This window comes from Streptomyces sp. NPDC020681 (genome assembly GCF_044334895.1).
GTDB lineage: Bacteria > Actinomycetota > Actinomycetes > Streptomycetales > Streptomycetaceae > Streptomyces.
Map to the genome: position 1 here is coordinate 122,468 of NZ_JBIRTX010000004.1, position 20,347 is coordinate 142,814.

Annotated in this window: 20 protein-coding genes; 11 read left to right on the forward strand and 9 right to left on the reverse strand. The window is 70.9% G+C overall.

The window, feature by feature from the left end:
- Positions 1-27: 27 nt before the first annotated feature.
- Genes ACH4YL_RS10715 through ACH4YL_RS10725 form a run of 3 tightly spaced genes read right to left on the reverse strand, consistent with a single transcriptional unit; the run spans position 28 to position 1,896 of the window.
- The gene (locus ACH4YL_RS10715) at positions 28-831 is read right to left on the reverse strand and encodes an N-formylglutamate amidohydrolase (protein ID WP_398506806.1); all 804 of its coding nucleotides are present in this window, start codon (positions 829-831) and stop codon (positions 28-30) included.
- On the reverse strand, positions 815-1,021 hold the full coding sequence (locus ACH4YL_RS10720) for a DUF397 domain-containing protein (protein WP_398506808.1): 207 nt from the start codon (positions 1,019-1,021) through the stop codon (positions 815-817). The genes ACH4YL_RS10715 and ACH4YL_RS10720 overlap by 17 nt, the downstream gene beginning before the upstream one ends.
- Positions 1,018-1,896 carry a Scr1 family TA system antitoxin-like transcriptional regulator gene (locus ACH4YL_RS10725; RefSeq protein ID WP_398506809.1) on the reverse strand — a complete coding sequence of 293 codons (879 nt, stop codon included), beginning with the start codon at positions 1,894-1,896 and terminating at the stop codon, positions 1,018-1,020. Before ACH4YL_RS10725 ends, ACH4YL_RS10720 begins: the two co-directional genes overlap by 4 nt.
- Before the next feature lie 183 nt (positions 1,897-2,079).
- Between ACH4YL_RS10725 and ACH4YL_RS10730 the strand changes: the two genes are divergently transcribed.
- The 7 genes from ACH4YL_RS10730 to ACH4YL_RS10760 all read left to right on the forward strand — a co-directional run bounded on the left by ACH4YL_RS10730 (position 2,080) and on the right by ACH4YL_RS10760 (position 7,222).
- Positions 2,080-2,349: a hypothetical protein gene (locus ACH4YL_RS10730; protein ID WP_398506811.1), complete on the forward strand. Its 270-nt coding sequence runs from the start codon at positions 2,080-2,082 to the stop codon at positions 2,347-2,349.
- Between the two features lie 140 nt (positions 2,350-2,489).
- The gene (locus ACH4YL_RS10735) at positions 2,490-2,933 is read left to right on the forward strand and encodes an ATP-binding protein (RefSeq protein WP_398507328.1); all 444 of its coding nucleotides are present in this window, start codon (positions 2,490-2,492) and stop codon (positions 2,931-2,933) included.
- 59 nt (positions 2,934-2,992) lie between these two features.
- Positions 2,993-3,616: a GNAT family N-acetyltransferase gene (locus ACH4YL_RS10740; RefSeq protein ID WP_398506813.1), complete on the forward strand. Its 624-nt coding sequence runs from the start codon at positions 2,993-2,995 to the stop codon at positions 3,614-3,616.
- A gap of 108 nt (positions 3,617-3,724) precedes the next feature.
- Positions 3,725-4,537: an SAM-dependent methyltransferase gene (locus ACH4YL_RS10745; RefSeq protein ID WP_398506815.1), complete on the forward strand. Its 813-nt coding sequence runs from the start codon at positions 3,725-3,727 to the stop codon at positions 4,535-4,537.
- A 54-nt stretch (positions 4,538-4,591) separates the two neighbouring features.
- A complete protein-coding gene (locus ACH4YL_RS10750; RefSeq protein ID WP_398506817.1) occupies positions 4,592-5,497 on the forward strand; it encodes a LysR family transcriptional regulator in 906 nt (301 codons plus the stop codon).
- Positions 5,498-5,594: 97 nt separating this feature from the next.
- Positions 5,595-6,191 carry a cysteine dioxygenase gene (locus ACH4YL_RS10755; protein WP_398506819.1) on the forward strand — a complete coding sequence of 199 codons (597 nt, stop codon included), beginning with the start codon at positions 5,595-5,597 and terminating at the stop codon, positions 6,189-6,191.
- Complete coding sequence (locus tag ACH4YL_RS10760) at positions 6,191-7,222, forward strand: YeiH family protein (RefSeq protein WP_398506821.1); 1,032 nt, start codon at positions 6,191-6,193, stop codon at positions 7,220-7,222. The genes ACH4YL_RS10755 and ACH4YL_RS10760 overlap by 1 nt, the downstream gene beginning before the upstream one ends.
- A gap of 56 nt (positions 7,223-7,278) precedes the next feature.
- On the opposite strand, the gene xylB is transcribed toward ACH4YL_RS10760, so the two are convergent.
- On the reverse strand, positions 7,279-8,751 hold the full coding sequence (gene xylB, locus ACH4YL_RS10765; RefSeq protein WP_398506823.1) for a xylulokinase: 1,473 nt from the start codon (positions 8,749-8,751) through the stop codon (positions 7,279-7,281).
- Positions 8,752-8,938: 187 nt separating this feature from the next.
- Between xylB and xylA the strand changes: the two genes are divergently transcribed.
- On the forward strand, positions 8,939-10,111 hold the full coding sequence (gene xylA, locus ACH4YL_RS10770) for a xylose isomerase (protein ID WP_398506825.1): 1,173 nt from the start codon (positions 8,939-8,941) through the stop codon (positions 10,109-10,111).
- Between the two features lie 250 nt (positions 10,112-10,361).
- On the opposite strand, the gene ACH4YL_RS10775 is transcribed toward xylA, so the two are convergent.
- From ACH4YL_RS10775 to ACH4YL_RS10795, 5 genes are all read right to left on the reverse strand, one after another.
- Positions 10,362-11,609, reverse strand: a complete 1,248-nt coding sequence (locus tag ACH4YL_RS10775) for an ROK family protein (protein WP_398506827.1) — start codon at positions 11,607-11,609, stop codon at positions 10,362-10,364.
- Positions 11,606-13,051, reverse strand: coding sequence for an FAD-dependent oxidoreductase (locus ACH4YL_RS10780; RefSeq protein WP_398506829.1), 1,446 nt, complete (start codon positions 13,049-13,051; stop codon positions 11,606-11,608). Before ACH4YL_RS10780 ends, ACH4YL_RS10775 begins: the two co-directional genes overlap by 4 nt.
- Positions 13,048-14,235 carry an MAB_1171c family putative transporter gene (locus ACH4YL_RS10785; protein ID WP_398506831.1) on the reverse strand — a complete coding sequence of 396 codons (1,188 nt, stop codon included), beginning with the start codon at positions 14,233-14,235 and terminating at the stop codon, positions 13,048-13,050. Before ACH4YL_RS10785 ends, ACH4YL_RS10780 begins: the two co-directional genes overlap by 4 nt.
- A gap of 3 nt (positions 14,236-14,238) precedes the next feature.
- Positions 14,239-14,769: a toxin-antitoxin system, toxin component gene (locus ACH4YL_RS10790; RefSeq protein WP_398507329.1), complete on the reverse strand. Its 531-nt coding sequence runs from the start codon at positions 14,767-14,769 to the stop codon at positions 14,239-14,241.
- A gap of 78 nt (positions 14,770-14,847) precedes the next feature.
- Positions 14,848-15,498, reverse strand: coding sequence for a helix-turn-helix domain-containing protein (locus tag ACH4YL_RS10795; RefSeq protein WP_398506833.1), 651 nt, complete (start codon positions 15,496-15,498; stop codon positions 14,848-14,850).
- Positions 15,499-15,736: 238 nt separating this feature from the next.
- Here ACH4YL_RS10795 and ACH4YL_RS10800 point away from each other — a divergent pair, with 238 nt between their 5' ends.
- From ACH4YL_RS10800 to ACH4YL_RS10810, 3 genes are all read left to right on the forward strand, one after another.
- Positions 15,737-16,810 carry a helix-turn-helix domain-containing protein gene (locus tag ACH4YL_RS10800; protein ID WP_398506835.1) on the forward strand — a complete coding sequence of 358 codons (1,074 nt, stop codon included), beginning with the start codon at positions 15,737-15,739 and terminating at the stop codon, positions 16,808-16,810.
- Between the two features lie 73 nt (positions 16,811-16,883).
- Positions 16,884-18,359, forward strand: a complete 1,476-nt coding sequence (locus ACH4YL_RS10805) for a M28 family metallopeptidase (RefSeq protein ID WP_398506837.1) — start codon at positions 16,884-16,886, stop codon at positions 18,357-18,359.
- A 100-nt stretch (positions 18,360-18,459) separates the two neighbouring features.
- A complete protein-coding gene (locus ACH4YL_RS10810; protein ID WP_398506838.1) occupies positions 18,460-20,340 on the forward strand; it encodes a glycoside hydrolase family 15 protein in 1,881 nt (626 codons plus the stop codon).
- Positions 20,341-20,347: the final 7 nt, after the last annotated feature.

Sequence of the window (20,347 nt, forward strand, 5' to 3'; positions counted from 1 at the left end):
TGCTCCTGACGCGGACCAGGTTCCGGCTCAGACCGACAGCGCGTCGACGAGCCGCGCCAGCGCGGCGGCCAGGTTGGTGAGTCCGGGCCCGGCCGCCCCGCCCGGTTCCGACATGTATGTGTCCCGGCGGATCTCGATCATCAGAGCGCTGACGCGCGAGTCCCTGCCGTAGTACTCCAGCGGCACATACGTCCCGGCGAAGGGGCTGTTGACCCCCGTGCCACCGAACCCGGCGAACGCGCTCTCCGCGTGGGCGAGCAGCTCCTCGGGAGTGTGGAAGCCGTCCGTGCCGAGGCAGACCGGTGGCCGTGGGCCGTCGCCGTGCAGCTCGTACGGCAGGGGCTCGGACGGATACGAATGGACGTCGACGACGACGGCACGGCCCGTCGCCGCCAGCCGCTCGCCGACCGCTGCGGTCATCGCCTCCGCATAGGGCCGGAAGTAGCGCTCGATCAGCGGCCGGGGATCCGTGTGCACGGGCCGGAGCTGCTTGCGGTGGGTGGTCCGCGTGTAGACCGCGCCCATGCCGACGGCCAGCATCTCCTCGCGCTCGTCGGGGAAGCGCTCGGGGTCGACGACCAGACGGGAGAGCTGGTTGACGAACCGCCAGGGCGTGGTGCTCGCGGCTTCCGCTGCGGCGGCGGCGATCTCGGCCGTGTGGGAGTCGGTGATGTGGTCCAGCTCCAGCTCGAGCGCTTCGTCGTCCAGCACGATGCCGCTGCGCACCGACTCGGGAATGACACGCGAGGAGTGCGGGACGTGGAGGATCACGGGGGAGTGGGCGACGCCGGGGAGGAGCACGGTGGACTGCTGATCAGTTCCCGGCGGCATACCGCACGAAGTCGGACCAGCCGGTCAGGCCGACGGAGAGATGGGGCCGGCCGAGGTCCTTCGAGTCGCGGACGAGCACGGCACCTGTGGTGGCGGCGACCTCGACGCACTCGCCGCCGTCCCCCGCGCTGTAGCTGCTCTTGAACCAGTGGAGCCCGGAGTCGAAGGCCGAGCTGCGCTCGATGTTCATGCTTCTCCCAGCAACTGCTCAATGAGTGCCAGGGACTCACGAGGATTGAGTGCCTGGCCGCGGATGCTTCCGTACCGTGCGGCCAGGATACGTACCTCTTCCGCATCGGTGATCAGCCGGTTCACGCTCTGGACCTCAACATAGGCGAGCTGCGGCCGGTCCTTGGGGGTGAGCAGAATGAAGGGGCCTTCCAGAGCGGCGTGGTCCTCGCATGCCATGGGGAGCACTTGGATCGTGGTGCTGCGCAACTGGCCAAGTCGCTTCAGGTGCTTCAGCTGACCCTGCCGGACCTCGTGACCGCCAACGCCTCTTCGGAGGACGGACTCGTCAATCACCACGCTGACCATGGGAGATGGCCATCCTGTGAGGATCTCCTGACGTGCCAGGCGAGCGGCGACACGCTGCTCGATCGTGGCCTCCTCCAGTAGGGGCTGCCTGGCCATGAACGTAGTCCGGGCGTATTCCTCGGTCTGGAGCAGACCGGGCACAGTCAGCGTGCTGAAGAAGCTGATCTCGACCGCGTCGACTTCCAGCTTGGCGTAGTCGCGGAACCACGCGGGATGCTTCACGCGCGCCCGCGCTTTCGCTCGCGCCACGTCCTCCGTCGCCGCCCGCAGCAGCCCTCCCGCACCGAGCAACTCGTCCGCCGCGTCCAGGAACTCCGCCTGCGGCGTTCTGCGCCCGCGCTCCAGAGACCGGATCAGCTCCTCGCTGTAGCCGAGTTGCTCGCCCAGCTCCTTCTGCGTCAGCCCGGCCCGTTCCCGCAGCAGCCGCAACTGCCGCCCGATCACGCGGAACAGGTCCGACGCGTCCTCGACCTCGTCGCTGTCGTCCGCCGGCCCGGTGAGCTCCACCCGTACCGCCCCGTTCTGCACGATCGACCCCGCCGGTACCCGACCCGCCCTGTACCGGCCCTCCACCGCAGGTTAGGGCGTGTAGGCAGCACAGCAGCTGGTATGCGCGAAACGGCACCCCATCGAGAGACCCCCGGATGAACCAATCGCACCGTAGCCGCGTCCTCTCTCGCGACCGCCACCACCCTCAGAGGAGCACAGGTCGTGACCGACAAGGACGTTGAGCATGCCGACGAGCGGAGTTACGGCTCGGGGCCCTGGTGGGCGGAGCTCGGGACTTGGGGGGCTGTCTCACTGATCGGCTTCGGTGGTCTCGCCGCGGCGTGGGTCTTCTTCCGGCTGCCCGGCGTGCCGGAGGAGCCGGCGGCCGGCTACTACCAGGCAGCCAAGGTCGTCGCCATCGGCCTGGTGGTCGCGGGAACAGCCCTGCTGGGCCGCCGTCGCGCCGGAGCCGCGGCCGACGCGCAGAACTGAACCGCCAGCAGCCCGTCGGCGGTGGTACTAGGAGCTGCCGGGACCTGTACGCATCCCGCATGTACCCCTTCCGTTGCTGGTCAGCGCGTTGGTGTGCCGTCACGCTGAATGACGTGAAGATCGAATCCGTACAGACCCACATGCCGCCCCAACCGGCCACACCCGCAGCACAGTTCACCCAGCTGCTCAGTGCCACGCGGCGCGGCGCTCGCCTCGCGCGACTGCTCACTGTCGAGCAGATCGCGGAGTGGGGCTGGCCGCGCGACAGTGAGCGCGCGGAAGCCGTCGCGGTCGTCGTCGCCGAGCTGGCGGCGAACGCCATCGTCCACGGACGGCTGCCGGGCCGGGGCTTCCGGCTGAGTCTGGTCCTGCTGCCGGGCTCCCGGCTGCGGATCGAGGTCACGGACCCGCGCGGCGACGTCCTTCCGTCTGTGTCGGGGGTGGCGGATGAAGGAGGCCGGGGGCTGGTCATCGTCGACGCACTTGCCGCCGAGTGGGGCGTGCGGCCGTATCCGCCGTCCGGGAAGACGGTCTGGGCGGAGGTCGGTTCGGTCCGCCTCGGGTCGCGCACTGACGGCCGGTGATCGCGAGTCGTAGTGTTCGAACAGTTCTGACGAGCGTCGAGTGGACAGGGGTTGCTGAGGTGCTGACGCTGACGGAGATCGCGGAGGACCCGCTCGTCCTGACCCGTCGGCGGAACCTGCCCGACGGTTCGGACGTCGTCGTCCGCCCCCTCACTCACACCGATGCCGAGGGCCTGGCAGGCTTCCTCGATGGCCTGTCCGCCGAGTCGCGGCGGTTCAGTACCTTCGCCGGCCACGACCTCGCGGCCGCGCGCGAGCTGTGTGACGCGATCGCGCGCTACGACAAGCTCAGGCTGGTGCTGGAAGTAGTGCCGTCAGGAAGGATCGTCGGCCTCCTCGAATTCAGCCTTGCTCTTCCCGCCGCGGACATCGAGCGCTATCAAAGTGCCGGCATCCGCCTCACCGAGACGACCGACTGCCGCTTCGGTCCCACTCTGGCCGACGACTATCAGGGGAAAGGGGTGGCGACCCTGGTCTTCCCGCTCGTTACGGAGGTCGCGCGGCGGCTCGGCAAGAAGCGGATCATCCTCTGGGGCGGCGTCCTCGCCGACAACGCTCGCGCCATTCGTTACTACGAGAAGAACGGCTTCCGGCCCGTCGGTTCTTTCGTCGAACCGGACGGCTCCTCGTTGCTCGACATGATGGTGGACCTCCAGCCGGTGCCTGACGCGTCCCCGGCCTGAACTCCCGCTCAGCCGCAGTGAGTTACTTGCCGGTGCCTCTTCCTCCTGCGAGGATCACTGAGCGTTCAACCGTTGACTTGAGAAGTTCTGAGCCCTCAGGAGCCTCCTATGACCGGGACCGAGCCGGCCGTCCCCAGGATCGACACCAGCAAGCCGCATCCTGCGCGGGTGTACGACTGGTTCCTCGGCGGCAAGGACAACTACCCGGTCGACGAGGAGCTCGGTCGGCAGATCATGTCCATCGACTCGCGCGCCAAGCATGTCGCGCGGACCAACCGGTGGTTCATGCAGCGCGTCACCCGGTGGCTGTCCAGCGAGGCGGGCATCCGCCAGTACCTCGACATCGGCACCGGAATCCCGACCGAGCCCAATCTGCACCAGATCGCGCAGGCCGCCGCGCCGGAGTCGCGCGTCGTCTACACCGACAACGACCCCATCGTGCTCACCCACGCCGAGGCACTGCTGCGCAGCACGCCGGAAGGCGTCACCGACTACATCCAGGCCGATGTGCGCGAGCCAGGCCGGATCCTCGAACAGGCCAGGAAAGTATTCGACTTCGACCGGCCGATAGCCCTCTCGCTGGTGGCGCTGATGCACTTCGTCGGAGACGCGGACGAGCCGTACGACCTGGTGAGCCGGCTGGTGGACGCGCTGCCGTCCGGCAGCTATCTCGTGCTGTCGCAGCTCACCGCCGACTTCGACCCGGTGTCCGTACAGCGCGGAGTCGAGATGTACGCGGCCGGCGGCGTCACGCTCGCGCCCCGCACCCGCGCCGAGATCACCCGCTTCTTCGACGGGCTCGACGTGGTGGAGCCCGGCGTCGTACAGGTGACCACATGGCATCCGGAACTCGGCGTCGACGAGGAGACCGAGGACGGCGAGGGGGCCTCGCTCTACGCCGCGGTCGGGCGCAAGTCGTAACTGCGGGACGCCGGACCTACCGTGAGGACCCCAAAATCTGCTTATGATGCGCGCGTGTTCGATTCTCGGCACATCAGAACCTTCCACGAAGTGGTCCGGGCCGGGTCGTACACGGCGGCCGCGCGGACGCTCGGCTATACGCAGCCCGCGATCACCCAGCAGATGAAGGCCCTCGAACGGGACGTCGGCACACCGCTGTTCATCCGCGTCGGCCGCGGCATCCGCCTCACCGAAGCAGGCGAGGCGCTGTCGCGGCACGCCACGGTCATCCTCGACAGCATGTCCGCGGCCCAGCAGCAGATGAACGCGCTCACCAGGCTGCGGGCCGGGCGCGTCCGGGTCTGCGCCTTTCCCAGCGCCAGTGCCACGATCTTCCCGGAGGCGATGGCGCGGCTGGCCGCAGCGCATCCGGGAGTCCGTGTCGACCTGCTGGAGAGCGAGCCGCCGGAGTCGCTGGGGCAGCTGGTACGCGGCGAGTGCGACATCACGCTCGCCTTCACCTACCCGGGCCTGCACGACGACGTGCCGGACGAGCTGGTGGAAATCCCGCTCCTCGAAGACCAGTTGACCGTACTGCTGCCGGCCGGCCACCAGCTGGCCAGGCGGCGCTCCGTGCGGCTGGCCGAGCTGGCGGACGAGCGCTGGATCGCGGGCTGTCTGCGCTGCCGCGCCAACCTCCTCCACGAATGCGCCGAAGAAGGCTTCGCGCCGGACATCGCCTTCACCACCGACGACAATCTGGTGGTGCAGAGCCTGGTCGCGGAGGGCCTCGGCATCGCCATGATCCCGGCGCTCGTGCTGAACTTCCTCTGCCACCGCAAGGTCACCGGACGGCCGCTGGAACCCGCCTCACGGCGGCGGGTCGCGGCATACGTCCTGCGGGAGCATCTGCGGATACCGGCGACGGCGCTGGTGCTCGACGCGCTGAAGACGGTCGCGGCCAACAAGACCGGCTGCTGACAGTACCTCCAGGACGACCAACTCATAAGCGGAGCTTGGGCAGTTACCAAGAAACCGTCGTTGGACGTGATGGGTCGCGCGGCTGGACGCTGCGCGTATGTCCCCTTCGACCGGATCTTCCACGTCCACCGTACCGACCGCCTTCAGGGCCGCGAGCAGGACCGAGCGGCTCGACGCGCTGATCGCCGAGATCCGCGAGGCCGTCGGACGCGGACTGCCGCCCGACCTGACGGCCTATCTGGTCGGCGAACGCCTCGCGCCCCACCTCGGAGCGGACGATCTGCTCACCCTCGAACAGCAGGAGAGCGACCCCGAGCGCTACCGCCAGCATCTGCTGCACGCCGAGCACGACGGAAGCTTCTCGGTCGTCGCACTGGTCTGGCTGCCGGGCCAGGGGACATCCGTGCACGACCATGTGTCCTGGTGCACCACCGGAGTCCACCAGGGCGAGGAGTACGAGCGGCGCTACCGCCTCGTTCCTGCCCCGGCGTCCGGCGCGGCGGCACGTCTCGTCGCCACCGGCGATGTCGTCAACGGCCAGGGTGAGGTCTGCGGATTCGCCCCGCCCGGTGACATCCACCGGGTCTGGAACGCGAGCGCCGCACCCGCCCTGTCGCTTCACGTCTACGGCGCGGACATCTCCCGCCTCGGCACCAGTGTCCGCCGGGTGTACGCACTTCCGGCCGACCGCTGATGGCGCTTCTCCGGGAGCGGCCGGCAGCGGCCACCACCGCCGCTCCGGCCCGGCTGCCCGGGCTGGGCCTCGCCGCACTCGGCGTCGCGCTCGCCTGGTCGGCGCACCAACTGCTGCCCGGCGTACCGATGCTGACGGCTTCGGTTGTGCTCGGGATTGCCGCCGCTCATCTGCCGCGAATACGCGCCGTCGTACGAGGAACTGCCCGGCCCGGTCTTTCCTACGCCGGCCGGCGGCTGATGCGCATCGGCATCGTGCTGCTGGGGCTCAAGCTGGGCCTGGACGACATACTCGGCCTCGGCTGGGCCACCGTCGCCCTCGTGCTCGGCGTCGTCGCCGCGACCTTTCTCGGCACCTGGTGGCTGGGCCGAAGGCTCGGCCTGCCCGGTGATCAGCCGCTGCTCGTCGCCGCCGGATACTCGATCTGCGGAGCGTCGGCGATCGGCGCGGTGAGTGAGGCGAACGACAGCGACGAGCGCGATGCGGCGGCGTCCGTTGCGCTGGTGACGCTGTGCGGGACGCTCGCCATCGCCGTACTCCCGCTGCTCCAGCAGCCGTTGGGGCTCGGCGACGCGGAGTTCGGCCGCTGGGTCGGCGCGAGCGTGCACGACGTCGGGCAGGTCGTGGCCACCGCGCAGACCGCCGGGCCCGCCGCGCTCGGCGATGCGGTTCTGGTCAAACTGATGCGGGTGGCGCTGCTTGCCCCGCTCGTCGCGGCCGTGGCGATGTCCGTACGGCACCGGAGCGGCGGTGGCACGACGGGCAAGCGGCCGCCGCTCGTCCCGCTCTTCGTCGTCGGCTTTCTCGCGGCGGTGGCATTGCGCAGCACCAGCCTGCTCCCGGGACCGGTGCTGGACCTGGCGGGGCATGCGCAGGAACTCCTGCTCGCCGCCGCGCTGTTCGGACTCGGCAGCGCGGTCGACCTGCCGACGCTGGCCCGTACAGGCGGACGGGTCGCGGCGCTGGGGCTGGGCGCCTGGGTGGTGGTGGCGGGAGTGTCGTACGCGGGAGTGCGCCTCATGACCGGATGACGGCGCAGGACCGTCAGCCGAGGGCTGTCAGCCGCACACCCGCCGTCCGAGCACTGTCACGCGAGCAGCGACGGCGTGGCCCGCTCCAGCACCTCCGAGACCCGGTTCCAGGTCGCCATGTCCCGCTCCACCGGCGGCAGTTCGACGGCTTCGCCCTGCCAGCCGCTCGCCAGCGCCACCGGATCCTCGCCGGTCGCCGCTCCCGCGGCCAGCGCCGCCGCGCCGACGGCCACCAGTTCCTCGTTCGCCGGGATGATCAGCGGCCGGCCGGACAGCCGGGCCACGGTCTCCACCCAGTAGTGGCCACGCGCCCCGCCGCCGACCAGACGCAGTGGACGGGACGCCGCCTGAGGGTCCGTGGGATCGAGGCCGCAGGCGCGCAGCACCTCGTCGAGCGCGCGCAGCACCGTCACGACCGCGCCTTCGTAGGCCGCGCCGAGCAGTTGCTGGCGGCTGGTGCTGTGCCTCAGTCCGGTGAGGAGGCCGGACGCGGCGGGCAGATCGGGGGTGCGTTCGCCGTCGAGATACGGCAGCAGGACGACTTCGCCGCCCGCCTCCGCCGTGTCGCGGCTCAGTCCGAGCAGCGAGGCGATCTTGTCGACGGCGAGCGTGCAGTTGAGCGTGCAGGCCAGCGGCAGATATGTGCCGTCGGCGGCGGCGAATCCGGCGAGTGCCGCGGAGGCGGGCCGCGTGCGGGTCGCGGCGAACACCGTGCCCGAGGTGCCGAGACTGAGTACGGGATGGTCCAGCAGGCCCGCGCCGCCGAGGCCGAGACCGACGGCCGCCGCCATGTTGTCGCCGGTTCCGGCGGCGACCGCGATGCCGGAGGGCAGCCCCAGGTCGTCTGCCGCGGTGGCGGTCAGCGAGCCGATGCGGGCCGCTCCGGTCGGGGCCACCGGAGGCAGCAGATCGGCGTCCAGGCCGATGAGGTTCAGCAGTTCCGGGTCGTACGCGCCGGTGGCGGTGGAGTACCAGCAGGTGCCCGAGGCGTCTCCGGGGTCGGTGGCCGCGACACCCGCCAGCCGTTCGGTGAGGAAGTCGTGGGGGAGGCGCACGGCGGCGGCGGCTTTGGCGGTTCGCGGCTCGTTCTCGCGCAGCCACTGCCATTTGGCGGCCGTCATCGAGGCGACCGGCACTGACCCGGTGCGGGCCGTCCAGGCGTCCGGACCGCCGAGCGCCTCCGTCAGCGCGGCGGCCTGCGGGGCCGAACGGGTGTCGTTCCACAGCAGCGCCGGACGCAGCGGACGCCCGGCGTGGTCGAGCACGACCAGGCCGTGCTGCTGCCCGGCGACCGCGATGCCGGTCACGGACGAGGCGGCGATCCCGGACTCCTTGAGACCGCTCGCCACGGCCTCCCGCAGCGCGTGCCACCAGACCTCGGGGTCGCTCTCGCGTGCCCCCTTCTCCCCGCTGACCTGGTGCGCCGCCCGGCCGACGGCGAGCGTCCGGCCGGTGGCCGCGTCGATGAACGCCGCCTTGGCGGACTGGGTCGAGCTGTCCACGCCGATGACGACAGCCTGCGTCGGCATTGCCTCCACCTCTCAGCTTCCCGGCCCCATTTGGCCGTAGGCAAAACAAATTACGTCACGCGTTCCGCGGGCAACAGGTGTTGGAGGGCTTCTGGGATCAGGTGGGGATGTGCATAATTAGTAAGGTCAGAAAACAAACTGGCTGGACACACTACCGGCACACTGTGGAACGAAGGCGGTCAGGGCGATGACGGAACGCTTCACTCCCACCATCGACGACAAGTTCAGCTTCGGCCTCTGGACGGTCGGCTGGCAGGGCAGGGACCCGTTCGGGGACGCGACCCGGGCGCCGCTGGACCCCGTGGAGTCCGTGCAGCGGCTCGCCGGGCTCGGGGCGTACGGCGTCACCTTCCACGACGACGACCTGATCCCCTTCGGAGCGTCCGAGTCGGAGCGCGAGTCGCACATCAAGCGGTTCCGGCAGGCGCTGGACGCCACCGGTCTTGTGGTGCCCATGGCCACGACCAACCTCTTCACGCACCCCGTGTTCAAGGACGGCGGCTTCACGGCCAACGACCGCGAGGTGCGCCGTTACGCGCTGCGCAAGACCATCCGCAACATCGACCTCGCGGCGGAGCTCGGAGCTCGTACGTATGTGGCGTGGGGCGGGCGCGAAGGCGCGGAGTCCGGCGCGGCCAAGGATGTGCGCACCGCGCTCGACCGTATGAAGGAGGCCTTCGACCTGCTCGGCGAGTACGTGACGGAGCAGGGCTACGACCTGCGCTTCGCCATCGAGCCCAAGCCGAACGAGCCGCGCGGCGACATTCTGCTGCCCACGGTCGGGCACGCGCTGGCCTTCATCGAACGCCTGGAGCGGCCGGAGCTGTACGGGGTGAACCCGGAGGTCGGCCACGAGCAGATGGCCGGGCTGAACTTCACCCACTCCATCGCGCAGGCGCTGTGGGCGGGCAAGCTCTTCCACATCGACCTGAACGGCCAGAACGGCATCAAGTACGACCAGGACCTGCGCTTCGGCGCGGGCGATCTGCGCTCCGCGTTCTGGCTGGTCGACCTGCTGGAGACCGCGGGTTACGAAGGCCCGCGGCACTTCGACTTCAAGCCGCCGCGGACCGAGGACTTCGACGGGGTGTGGGCGTCGGCCGCCGGCTGCATGCGCAACTACCTGATCCTGCGTGAGCGGGCGGCGGAATTCCGCGCGGACCCGCGGGTACGGGAGGCGCTGCGAGCGGCCCGGCTCGACGAGCTGACGCTCCCGACGGCGGCGGACGGACTGTCCGGCCTGCTCTCGGACCGGACGGCGTTCGAGGACTTCGACGCGGACGCGGTGGGGGAGCGGGGCATGGCTTTCGAAACCCTCGACCAGCTGGCGCTGGACCACCTGCTGGGCGTCCGGGACTGATCTAGGTCGTGTCCGCAACGTCTCGCCTGGCATGCGACGCCCTGCACGCACGCTCGCTGCGTTGCCGATACGCCCAAGTAGCTCCGCTACGAGGGCGCACCGGCGCCTTGCGATCGCACGCACCGGACGCCGCATGCCCCGCCCTCCGGGCGGACGGCGATACTTTGCGGACACTCCCTAGGGCAGGGGCTCCGCCCCGGCTCCTGCGGGGGCCGGGCGGAGCCGTCCCTCGCTGGAAGCGGCGTCGCGGTTACGCGACCCGCGCCGCGTACGCCACCGGGTCCGACAGGACGTCCTGGACCACCCTTGCCGCCGCGCCCCGTGCCGCGTCCGCCGCCGGGGACGACGCACGCAGGCGGTCGCCGGCCTCCGGCCACAGGCCCGACACCACCCGGGTGGCGAGTTCGGCGCCCGCCGTTGGGGACAGCCAGGGGACCAGCGGCCGGTAGATGCCGCCGAGTACGACCGCGTCCGGGTCGAAGAGGTTGACCGCGCCGGACACGACGCGGCCCAGCATCAGGCCGGCCCGTTCGAGCGCCGTCACCGCGCGCTCCTCGCCCGCGCGGGCCCGGCGCTCCAGCTCCGCCACGCCCGCCGCGCCGTTCGTCTCGTCGAGGCCCGCCGACCTCAGCAGCGCCGACTGGCCGGCGTACTGCTCCAGGCAGCCGCGCGAGCCGCAGCGGCACTCGGGCCCTTCGGGGTCGACCACGACATGGCCGATCTCGCCGGCGAAACCGTGCGCCCCGCGCAGCAGTTCGCCGTCCAGGACCAGCGCGCCGCCGACGCCGATCTCGCCCGTCAGATACAGGAAGGTCCGTACGTCACCCAGGCCGCCGAACCACAGTTCCGCCAGCGCCGCCAGATTCGCCTCGTTCTCGGCCCGCACCGGAAGCGGAGGCAGCCCGGGACGGTGCGCGGCGAGCGCGTCGGCGAAGGGAGCCTCGGCCGCGACCCGGCTCCAGCCCAGGTTCGGCGCCTGCCGGACCGTGCCCGCCGAGATCAGCCCGGGCAGCGCCAGCTCCGCGCCGACCGCCTGCAGGTCCTGCTCGGCCGCCGACGCCAGCGCCCGCGCGGCGATCCCCGCCGCCCGGCCCAGCACGCGGGCCGGCGGCGCGCCGCGGTTGTCGAGATGCTCGACGAGGCGCACCCGGTCGGTGCCCGCCAGATCCACCACACACACCGAGACATAGTCGACGTTGATCTCCACGCCGATGCCCGCGACGCCGGTACGAGCCACCTTCAGCACCGTGCCGGGCCGCCCCGCCTGACCGCTGAAGGTCTTCCCGGACTCCGAAAGGAATCCGCTCTCCAGCAGTTGTTCCACCAGCGAGGAGATCGCCGCGCGGGTCAGCCCCACCCGGGCGGAGACCCCGGCGCGGGTGACCTCGCCCTCGTCGCGCACCGCGCGCAGTACCAGGCTCAGATTGTGCCGGCGCACCGTGTCCCGGTCGGCCTTGGGCTCGAGCGGGATCTGGCCGCCGGAGCCGGACAGCCTCACGCGTCCGCCGGATCGGTCTCGAGCTCGCTGCGCGGCTCCTTGGCCGGCCGCAGCTCTTCCTCGGTCAGCGGCGGACCCGGCAGCTGCGCCAGCTTGGGCCCGCGCAGCACCGCCAGCACGACCTCCGGCTTGAGCAGCGACGTCGTCGGCGCCGACAGGGTCATCACATCGAACAGTGCCCGGGTGACCAGGGGGCGTCCGGTGGCGGTCAGCATCAGCCGGTCCACATAGCGGCGCAGCATGGTCGCGGCCGCGCCCGGCTGCTTGCCGATCGCGCCCGGGTAGAGGATGTCCTGGCCGGTGGCCAGGTCCCAGGCCATGCCGACCGGTCCGGCGACCGCGCGCTGCACACGGCGGGCGAGCCCTTCGGCGACCGGTCCGTGCTTGCGGAGCTCGTCGCGCAGCGTGAGAACGCCCTGTGCGGCGACCGACATGCCCTGTCCGTAGACCGGGTTGTAGGTGGCGACGGCGTCGCCGATGGCCACGAAGCCCTCGGGCCAGGCGGAGACCTTCTCGTAGAATCGCCGCCGGTTCACGGTGGAGCGGGAGACGACGACGTCGGTGAGCGGCTCGGCACCGCCGATGAGTTCGGCGACGATCGGATGCCGGACGGCGCGGGCGAAGTCCTCGAACTCGTCGGCGGCGCTGGTCGGCTGGCCGCCCCTCGTGCCGGACAGCGTCACCAGCCAGCGCCCGCCCTCGATGGGCACGATGGTCGCGGTCTGTCCCGGCCGCGGCTCGCGCGCGTCGGCCTGCACATTGACCACCGGATAGTTCTCGGTGCCCTCCGGCGCGCGGAAGATCCGGGTGGCGTACGCGAGACCCGAGTCGACCTTCTCCTCGCGCACCTCCGGCACACCGAGTGCGCCCAGCCAGTCCGGTGCGCGCGAGCCCCGGCCGCTCGCGTCGACCACCAGTTCGGCTTCAAGGACCTGCTCGTCCCCTTCGCCCGATCGCACGCGCACGCCCGTGACACGGTCCGACCCGCCGCGCAGGCCCAGCAGTTCGGTGTCCGCGAGCACGGTGACGCCCGGCTTGCCGACGACCTCTTCCCGTACGACCCAGTCGAGCAGGTCACGGCTGCACGCGATCAGGAACTGCATCTCGGGCCACCGGCGGAACCAGCCCTGCGCGGACATCGACACCAGACCGGTCGGCAGCGCGATCCGGCGCGCGCCGGCCGCCAGCCAGCGCTCGGTGATCCCCGGCAGCAGCGTCTCCATCGCCCGCGCGCCGCCCGACCAGAGCAGATGCGCGTGGTGCGCCTGCGGCAGGCTCCTGCGTGGCCGCGGTCCGGCGGGCAGCGTGTCGCGGTCGACGACGGTGACCTCGTCGACGTACTCGCTGAGCACGGCGGCCGCCAGCATGCCGGCCAGCCCCCCGCCGATCACGACGGCCCGGCGCGCGGCCGGACTCTGGCTGGTTCTCACAGGATCGGTCATAGGGAGCCGCTCTCTGACCTGGCCGCGTGGCGGCGGGCTGCTTCGACGACGGGTGAATGGCGCAGCGCGAGAGACATGCGCACGAGATCGCGCGGTCTCTCCGCTGCTTTGGAGGTGTAGGCCTCCGCCGAGCTTATGACCTTGCCTTCCGGGTCGGCGGTCCGGGCCTTCAGCGCGGCGGCGACCATGGCGGCGTCGGCGATCGCCTGGGCCTGCTGGGTGTCGGATCCCGCGTCGACGGCCGCCTGATGGGCGATGGCGCGCAGAGCGGGATCGAAGTACGGGTCGAGATGGAGCATTCCGTCGTGGATGTCGGATTCGCGCTGGGTGACGCGCAGATCCGCGGCGGACCACCAGGAGATGCGTACGGACGGCGTGCCGTCGGGCACGACGGTGCGCAGTTCGCGCCAGAGCGTGCCGAGCTGCCGGTAGGTGGCCCAGGTGTGCCAGTCGTCGGACAGCCGCTGGGCGATCAGCGGCAGGATGAAGCCGACGGCGCAGAAGAGCGCGCCCAGGGAGGCCAGCGGCGGCGCGAGCAAGGTGCTCAGAGCGTCCCAGTCCTGGCCCGCCCAGCGTGCGAACACGGCGGTGAACTTGCTGAAGCCGTACGAGACGTTGAACAGCGAGCCGATCACGATGCTGAGCAGGCCGGTCCGCAGCCAGCCGTGCACCTGGCGGGACCAGCGCCAGCACAGCACCGTCATGCCGATGGCGGCGATGATGTGCGCCGTCAGATACAGCACGACCATCTCGCGGATGTACGGCGTGTTGGCGTAGTACGTGTCCAGGTCGCGCAGCCGCTCGACGGGGGCCTCGCCGAGCACGAACAGCAGGATCAGCGCCACGTCCACCAGGCCGTAGGCGGTCATCCACCGGCGGGAGACCTGCCGCGTCTCCTCCGGCGGCCCGCCGCGCCAGTTGACCAGCAGCACCAGGCAGGAGGCGCTGAAGGCGCTGAGAATGCAGTAGACCAGCGGCCCGGAGAAGTTCGAGATACCGGTGATCTCGTTGACCTCGGCGATGGTCGGGGGCGCGGCGAAGAAGAAGGTGGAGGCCGCGAGCACCAGCAAGGCGCAGACGGAACGCAGCAGCGGGTCACGCCAGTCGCGCAGCAGCCCCGGCAGCTTGAACACAAGTGCGAACCCGAGTGCGACTGCGGGTATGTAGTAGTCCTGTCCGTCCACGCATCAGCCCTGTGGCCCGCGGTATCCCAGGGATGCCTCGATCCGTCCGGCCAGCCCGTCGCGCCGCACGGGCCCGCGGCCGGTCGAACCGGCCAGCCAGGTCCGGCACTTGCTGCCGAGCAGTAGCCCGAAGCTCTCCGCCTCGTTCTCCTCGGCCTGGTCGAAACGGGTCCTCGCCGCGACCTTGAGGACGGTCGCCTGCAGATCCGCCTCGTGCGAGAGCAGCCGTGCGGCGACGGCCGCGCCGTCGACGTGATGTGTGCAGTGTCCGGCCTTCATGTGCCAGAGCTCATGGCCGAGGATGACCAGCTGATGGTCGGGAGCGGTGCGCTCCTCGATGACGATCAGGTCCTGGTCCGTCATGTCCAGCCAGAGTCCGCTCGCCGTGCCCGGCGGGAAGGTCGCCATGCGGTACCGGACGGGCCGGCCGCGGCGCTCGCTCATTCCGGCGCACAGCGCGGCATAGAGATCGGCGGGCTCTGCCGGGGCGGGCAGATCGATTCCGGCTACCAGCTCACCGCACAGCCGACGCATCTCCTTGCCTATGCTCACCGTTCTCCTCTCCCCGTCAGCAGCTGTAAGAACACGTGAGGCTCCAACCCTGGCCTGAAATCAGGGTTCCGTCGGCCCGGACGCCCCGGTCGGCTTGACGCTCTCCAGGAGCATGTCGAGCCACTCGGTGACCTTGTCCCGGTGTTTGTCGGTGGGCAGTTGAGCGGCGCGCCAGGCGATGCCGCGCACGCCATGGTCCTGGAGCAGGCGCTCCAGCGGGTCGCCCTCGCCCGCGTAGTCCTGGAGCAGCCGCTGCTCGGTGCGCTGGAGGGCGCCGTTGAGCGCGTCGGCGTCCTCGGCGGTGAGGAACCCGGCGTGGACCTTGAAGAACCTCTGAATCGCATCGCAGTGCTCCATGGTCGGCCGGCGGTCGCCATTGATGAGCGCCCCGGCCTGCTGCCGGGACATGCCGGCACCGTCGGCTATCTCCTGCTGCGTGTACCGGCGGCCGTTCTCCTTCAGCCGGGTCCTGCGCAGCAGGTCGAAGCGCTGCAGAAAGCGTGCCTGGAGGTCGGGTTCGCCGGCGGGCCGGCCCGCGAGCAGGGCGGCGACCACTTCGGCCGGGACGCCCGAGGCGTCCGAGAGCTGGTGCACGTCGAAGATCTCGCCATGGCTCAGTCCGAGCCGTTCGGCGAGTTCGGCGACACGGGCCACGGATGCCGCCAGAGGGCCTGCGGCTGTCGGGCCCGGAACCAAGAAGCCGTCTGTCACCAGTAGGTCTCCTAGATCACGCGAGGTCGCTCCGCACACACAGTTGGCTGCCCGGAGGTTAGCCGCTTCAGAGAAATACAGCCAGGTCATGCCACAGCTGTGGCGCGATCTGAGCGCTCAGCGGCGTTGAATGCCACGATAGTTGACATGACTGTGTGTGCGGTAGCAGGATCGCCACGCGGGGTTAAGATCCAAAGGGCGCTGCCGCAGCGGGACTTCGAGAAGGGTGGCATTCTCGATGACACATGAGGCAGGCGTGGAGCGGCCCGGTGTCCACGGGCGTCGAGGGCGCGCGGGGGCGGCCCGCGGCACGCTCCGGACCAGGCGGCTCACCGATGTCCTCAGAAGGCGTCGCGAAGAGCTCGGCCTCAGCGTGGAGGATGTCGCCGCGCGCCTCGAGATCAGCACCGGCGCGTACGGCAGCTGGGAGAAGACCCCGGCCCAGGAGTGGACCGACGAGAAGCTCGCCGCCCTGGTCAAGGCCCTGGAGATGACCGACCAGCAGGGCGGCTGGCTGTTCCGCCTCGCCGTCGACCGCGATCCGCCGCTGGCCTGGGACGTACCGGAGTGCACGCCCGTGCCCGGGACGCCGCCGCTGGGTCCCGCGAGGCCGTCCGGACCGGCCTTTCCGTCCTTCCCCGTGCGTCCGTACGGCCCGGTCCCGCCGCGGCCCGTGGAACCGGCCGGCCCAGCTCACCCGGCCGAGCCCCAGAACCCCGAGACACAGGCCTATCTGCGCGACTACGCGGCCATGATGGACGCCGTGCCGCTGCCGTCGGTGCTCTTCGACCGGCGCTGGGACGTGGCCCACGCCAACCCCGCTTTCGAAACCCTGTTCCGTGGCATGCGCGCGCATCCCACGGCCATGCCTGGACAGAACTTCCTCCGCTTCGTGCTCTTCCACCCGGACGCCGGCATGGTGCTCGGCGACCGCGAGACGAGCTGGTGCCTGCCGCTGCTGGCTCAGCTCGACTCGGCTCTGGAGTGTTACGAGGACGACCATGTCCTTCAGGACATTCGCCACGACATCGCCGACGACCCGATCATGGACGCCGCCTACCGGTGCGGACTGCCGCACTGGATGCGGGTCATGGGTGCGGCCGCCGTGCACCACGACGGTGCCGTACGGCCGCTGAACCACCCGGACCCGCGGTGGGGGAGCACGGAGTGCCGGATCGTCGACGAGACCCCGGCGACGCTCCAGGACCGCGGCTACACCAGGATGACGCTGGTGCTGCGGGAGCCCAGGAGTCTGGCGAGTACGACCGCACGGCGCGGCAAGCCGCACCTGCGGGCCGTCTCCGGCGGCTGAGCCGGGACCGCCGGCAGTTGAAGCGGAACCGGCCACTCTTGTCAGGCGGTTGGTGCGCCACGACGATGAACTCATGTCGCAGCAGACGCCAGAACCCACAGGCACCTCCCGCAGAACGGTCCTCGCCGCCACCGTCGGCACCGCGACCCTCGGCGCCGCGCTGACCGGGGCCGGCGCGACGCCCGCGGCCGCGGAGACCGGCACCCCCGGCAGCCCACCGCCCCGGACCGCCGGGCCCGCCACCCCCGACCACGACCGTCCCGCCACCGCCCAGCCCCCGACACGTGAACTGCGCGCCCTCCTCGCGGAGATCGACCGCGGCCGCATCGAGGCGACCGTACGCAAACTCGCCTCCTTCGGCACCCGCCACACCCTCTCCAGCCAGGACGACCCGAAGCGCGGCATCGGCGCGGCCCGCGACTGGATCTTCGCCGAGCTGAAGAAGTACGCCGCCCGCAGCGGCGGCCGGATGACCGTCGAGCTGCAGAGCTACATCCAGGAGCCGGGGCCGCGCATCCCGGTGGCCACCCGGATCACCAATGTCGTCGCGACCCTGCGCGGATCCGCCGCCCCGGACCGCGTCTATGTCGTCTCCGGCCACTACGACTCACGCGCCACCGACGTCATGGACGCCGTCAGCGACGCGCCCGGCGCCGACGACGACGCCTCCGGTGTCGCCGTCGCCATGGAACTCGCCCGCGTCATGGCCACCCGGCGGCCCGCCGCCACCATCGTCTTCGCGGCTGTCGCCGGCGAGGAGCAGGGCCTGTTCGGCGCGGCCCACATGGCCCAGACCTTCAAGAGCGCGGGCGTGGACGTGCAGGGCATGTTCACCGACGACATCGTGGGCAGCCCGACCGCCGACGACGGCAGCCGGGACCCGCACACCATCCGGCTGTTCGCCGAAGGAGTGCCGACCGCCGAGACGCCGGAAGAGGCCGCCACGCGCCGCTCCGTCGGCGGCGAGAACGACTCGCCGTCACGCCAGCTGGCCCGCTTCGTCCGCGATGTGGCCGACAACGATGCCACCGGGATGCACGTACGCGTCGTCTACCGCCGCGACCGCTATCTGCGCGGCGGCGACCACATCCCGTTCCTCGAACGGGGCTTCCCCGCCGCCCGGTTCACCGAGCCCGCCGAGGACTACGCGCACCAGCACCAGGACGTGAAGGTGACCGACGGCAAGCAGTACGGCGACCTGCCGGAGTTCTGCGACTTCGGCTACATAGCTCGCGTCGCCAAGGTCAACGGCGCCGCGCTGTGGACGCTCGCCCAGGCCCCCGGCACACCCAAGGGCGCGAAGATCCTCACCAGCGCGCTCACCAACGCGACCGAGCTGGTGTGGCAGCGCGGCACCGAGAGCGATCTCGCCGGGTACGAGATCGTCTGGCGCGAGACCACGGCCCCGGAGTGGACCCATGTCGTCCCCACCGGTGACACCACCCGCCACACCGTCGACCTCTCCAAGGACAACGTCTTCTTCGGCGTCCGCGCGGTCAACCGGGCGGGACTGCGCAGCCCGGTCGCCTTCCCCGCCCCGCAGCGCTGATCCCGCAGCGCTGATCCCGCAGCGCTGATCCGGTGGCGCTGATCCGGCGGCCAGCCGAAACTTGAGGACCCGCGCGTAACGTGCCCAAATCCCCCGCGGTGTGCGGGGGAGACGGGGGTCCGCCCCCGGAAGACGGCGCGACGGTGTTCCGGGAGTTCGTGTGGCTGCGCTCATCGAGGACTATGCACTGATCGGGGACATGCAGACCGCGGCCCTGATCGCCAGGGACGGTTCGGTCGACTGGTTCTGTCTGCCCCGCTTCGACTCGCCCGCGGTCTTCGCCGGGCTGCTCGGCACCGAGGACCACGGCTTCTGGCGGCTCGCGCCGGCCGGGCTCCCGATCGGCGCCGAGGCCGCCACCCGCCGCCGCTACCGGGGCGACTCACTCGTCCTGGAATCCGAGTGGGACACCCCGGAAGGCACCGTGCGGCTGATCGACTTCATGCCGCCGCGGGGGCCTGGACGCGGTAGGCCGGATGCCGCACCCGCTCTCGTACGAATAGTGGAGGGCGTCTCAGGGCGGGTCCGTATGAGTTCTTCACTGCGGATGCGCTTCAGCTACGGCCGGATCGTGCCCTGGGTGCAGCGTGAGCGCGGACCCGGCGGCCGCGACCGGGTGGTGGCCGTCGCCGGTCCCGACGCGCTGTGGCTGGACTCCGACGTCGACACCTACGGCAGCGATCTGACCACCCACGCGGCGTTCAGCGTCGGCGCGGGCGAGCGGGTCACCCTCACACTGAGCTGGCAGCCCTCGCACGGCGACGCCCCGCCGCGGCCCGACGCCGGCCAACTCCTCGCCGACACCGAGCACTTCTGGTCCCGCTGGACGAACCAGTGCAGCTACAACGGACCCTGGCGCGAGGCCGTGGTCCGCTCGCTGATCACCCTCAAGGCCCTCACCTACGCGCCGACCGGCGGCATCGTCGCCGCTCCCACGACCTCGCTGCCGGAGGAGATCGGCGGCGTACGGAACTGGGACTACCGCTACGCCTGGCTGCGCGACGCCGCCATGACGCTCACCGCCCTGCTGCGCACCGGCTACCGCGAAGAGGCCCGCCGCTGGCGTGAATGGCTGCTTCGGGCCGTCGCAGGCGACGCGCAGAACCTGCAGATCATGTACGGGGTCGCCGGCGAGCGCGAACTGCCCGAGGCCGAACTCCCGTGGCTGCCCGGCTACGAGAAGTCGGGCCCGGTCCGCATCGGCAACGGAGCGGCCAACCAGCTCCAGCTCGACGTCTACGGCGAGGTGGTCGACGCCCTGTGGCTAGGCCAGACCTCCGGCCTCTCCCGCGACGACAGCACCCACATCCTGCAGATGAAGCTGATGAACCATCTGGAGTCCAACTGGCGCGAGCCGGACGAGGGCATCTGGGAAGTACGCGGCCCACGCCGGGACTTCGTCCACTCCAAGGTGATGACCTGGGTCGCCGCCGACCGCACCGTACGCAGGCTCAGCAGGCTGCCGCTGGAGAGCCCGGTGGAGCGCTGGCGGGCGCTGCGCGACGAGATCCACCGCGATGTCTGCGCCCACGGCTACGACGCGGAGCGCAACACCTTCACGCAGTACTACGGTTCGCGCGAACTCGACGCATCACTGCTGCTCATCCCGCAGATGGGCTTTCTGCCGCCGGACGATCCGAGAGTGGTCGGCACCATCGAGGCCGTGCAGCGGGAGCTGTGCGACGACGGGTTCGTACGCCGCTATCCGGTGCCGGACGGCGGCTCGGACACGCTCGGCGGCGACGGACTGCCGGGCGGCGAGGGCGTGTTCCTCGCCTGCTCGTTCTGGCTCGCCCACGATCTGGCGCTGATCGGCCGCCGGGACGAGGCGACACAGCTTTTCGAGCGGCTGCTTGCGCTCCGTACGGACCTCGGGCTGCTGGCGGAGGAATGGGACACCGGACGCGGCCGTCTCGTCGGGAACTTTCCGCAGGCTTTCAGCCATGTGCCTTTGATCGACACGGCGTTGAAACTGTCCTGAGGGTTGT

Bases quoted from the DNA above. Each gene is read 5' to 3' on its own strand.
- ACH4YL_RS10760 (WP_398506821.1), top strand. From the start codon at position 6,191: ATGGCGCTTCTCCGGGAGCGGCCGGCAGCGGCCACCACCGCCGCTCCG.
- ACH4YL_RS10720 (WP_398506808.1), bottom strand. From the start codon at position 1,021: ATGAACATCGAGCGCAGCTCGGCCTTCGACTCCGGGCTCCACTGGTTC.
- ACH4YL_RS10790 (WP_398507329.1), bottom strand. From the start codon at position 14,769: ATGCGTCGGCTGTGCGGTGAGCTGGTAGCCGGAATCGATCTGCCCGCC.
- ACH4YL_RS10735 (WP_398507328.1), top strand. From the start codon at position 2,490: ATGCCGCCCCAACCGGCCACACCCGCAGCACAGTTCACCCAGCTGCTC.
- xylA (WP_398506825.1), top strand. From the start codon at position 8,939: ATGACGGAACGCTTCACTCCCACCATCGACGACAAGTTCAGCTTCGGC.
- ACH4YL_RS10780 (WP_398506829.1), bottom strand. From the start codon at position 13,051: ATGACCGATCCTGTGAGAACCAGCCAGAGTCCGGCCGCGCGCCGGGCC.
- ACH4YL_RS10800 (WP_398506835.1), top strand. From the start codon at position 15,737: ATGACACATGAGGCAGGCGTGGAGCGGCCCGGTGTCCACGGGCGTCGA.
- xylB (WP_398506823.1), bottom strand. From the start codon at position 8,751: ATGCCGACGCAGGCTGTCGTCATCGGCGTGGACAGCTCGACCCAGTCC.
- ACH4YL_RS10755 (WP_398506819.1), top strand. From the start codon at position 5,595: ATGTCCCCTTCGACCGGATCTTCCACGTCCACCGTACCGACCGCCTTC.
- ACH4YL_RS10715 (WP_398506806.1), bottom strand. From the start codon at position 831: ATGCCGCCGGGAACTGATCAGCAGTCCACCGTGCTCCTCCCCGGCGTC.
- ACH4YL_RS10805 (WP_398506837.1), top strand. From the start codon at position 16,884: ATGTCGCAGCAGACGCCAGAACCCACAGGCACCTCCCGCAGAACGGTC.
- ACH4YL_RS10745 (WP_398506815.1), top strand. From the start codon at position 3,725: ATGACCGGGACCGAGCCGGCCGTCCCCAGGATCGACACCAGCAAGCCG.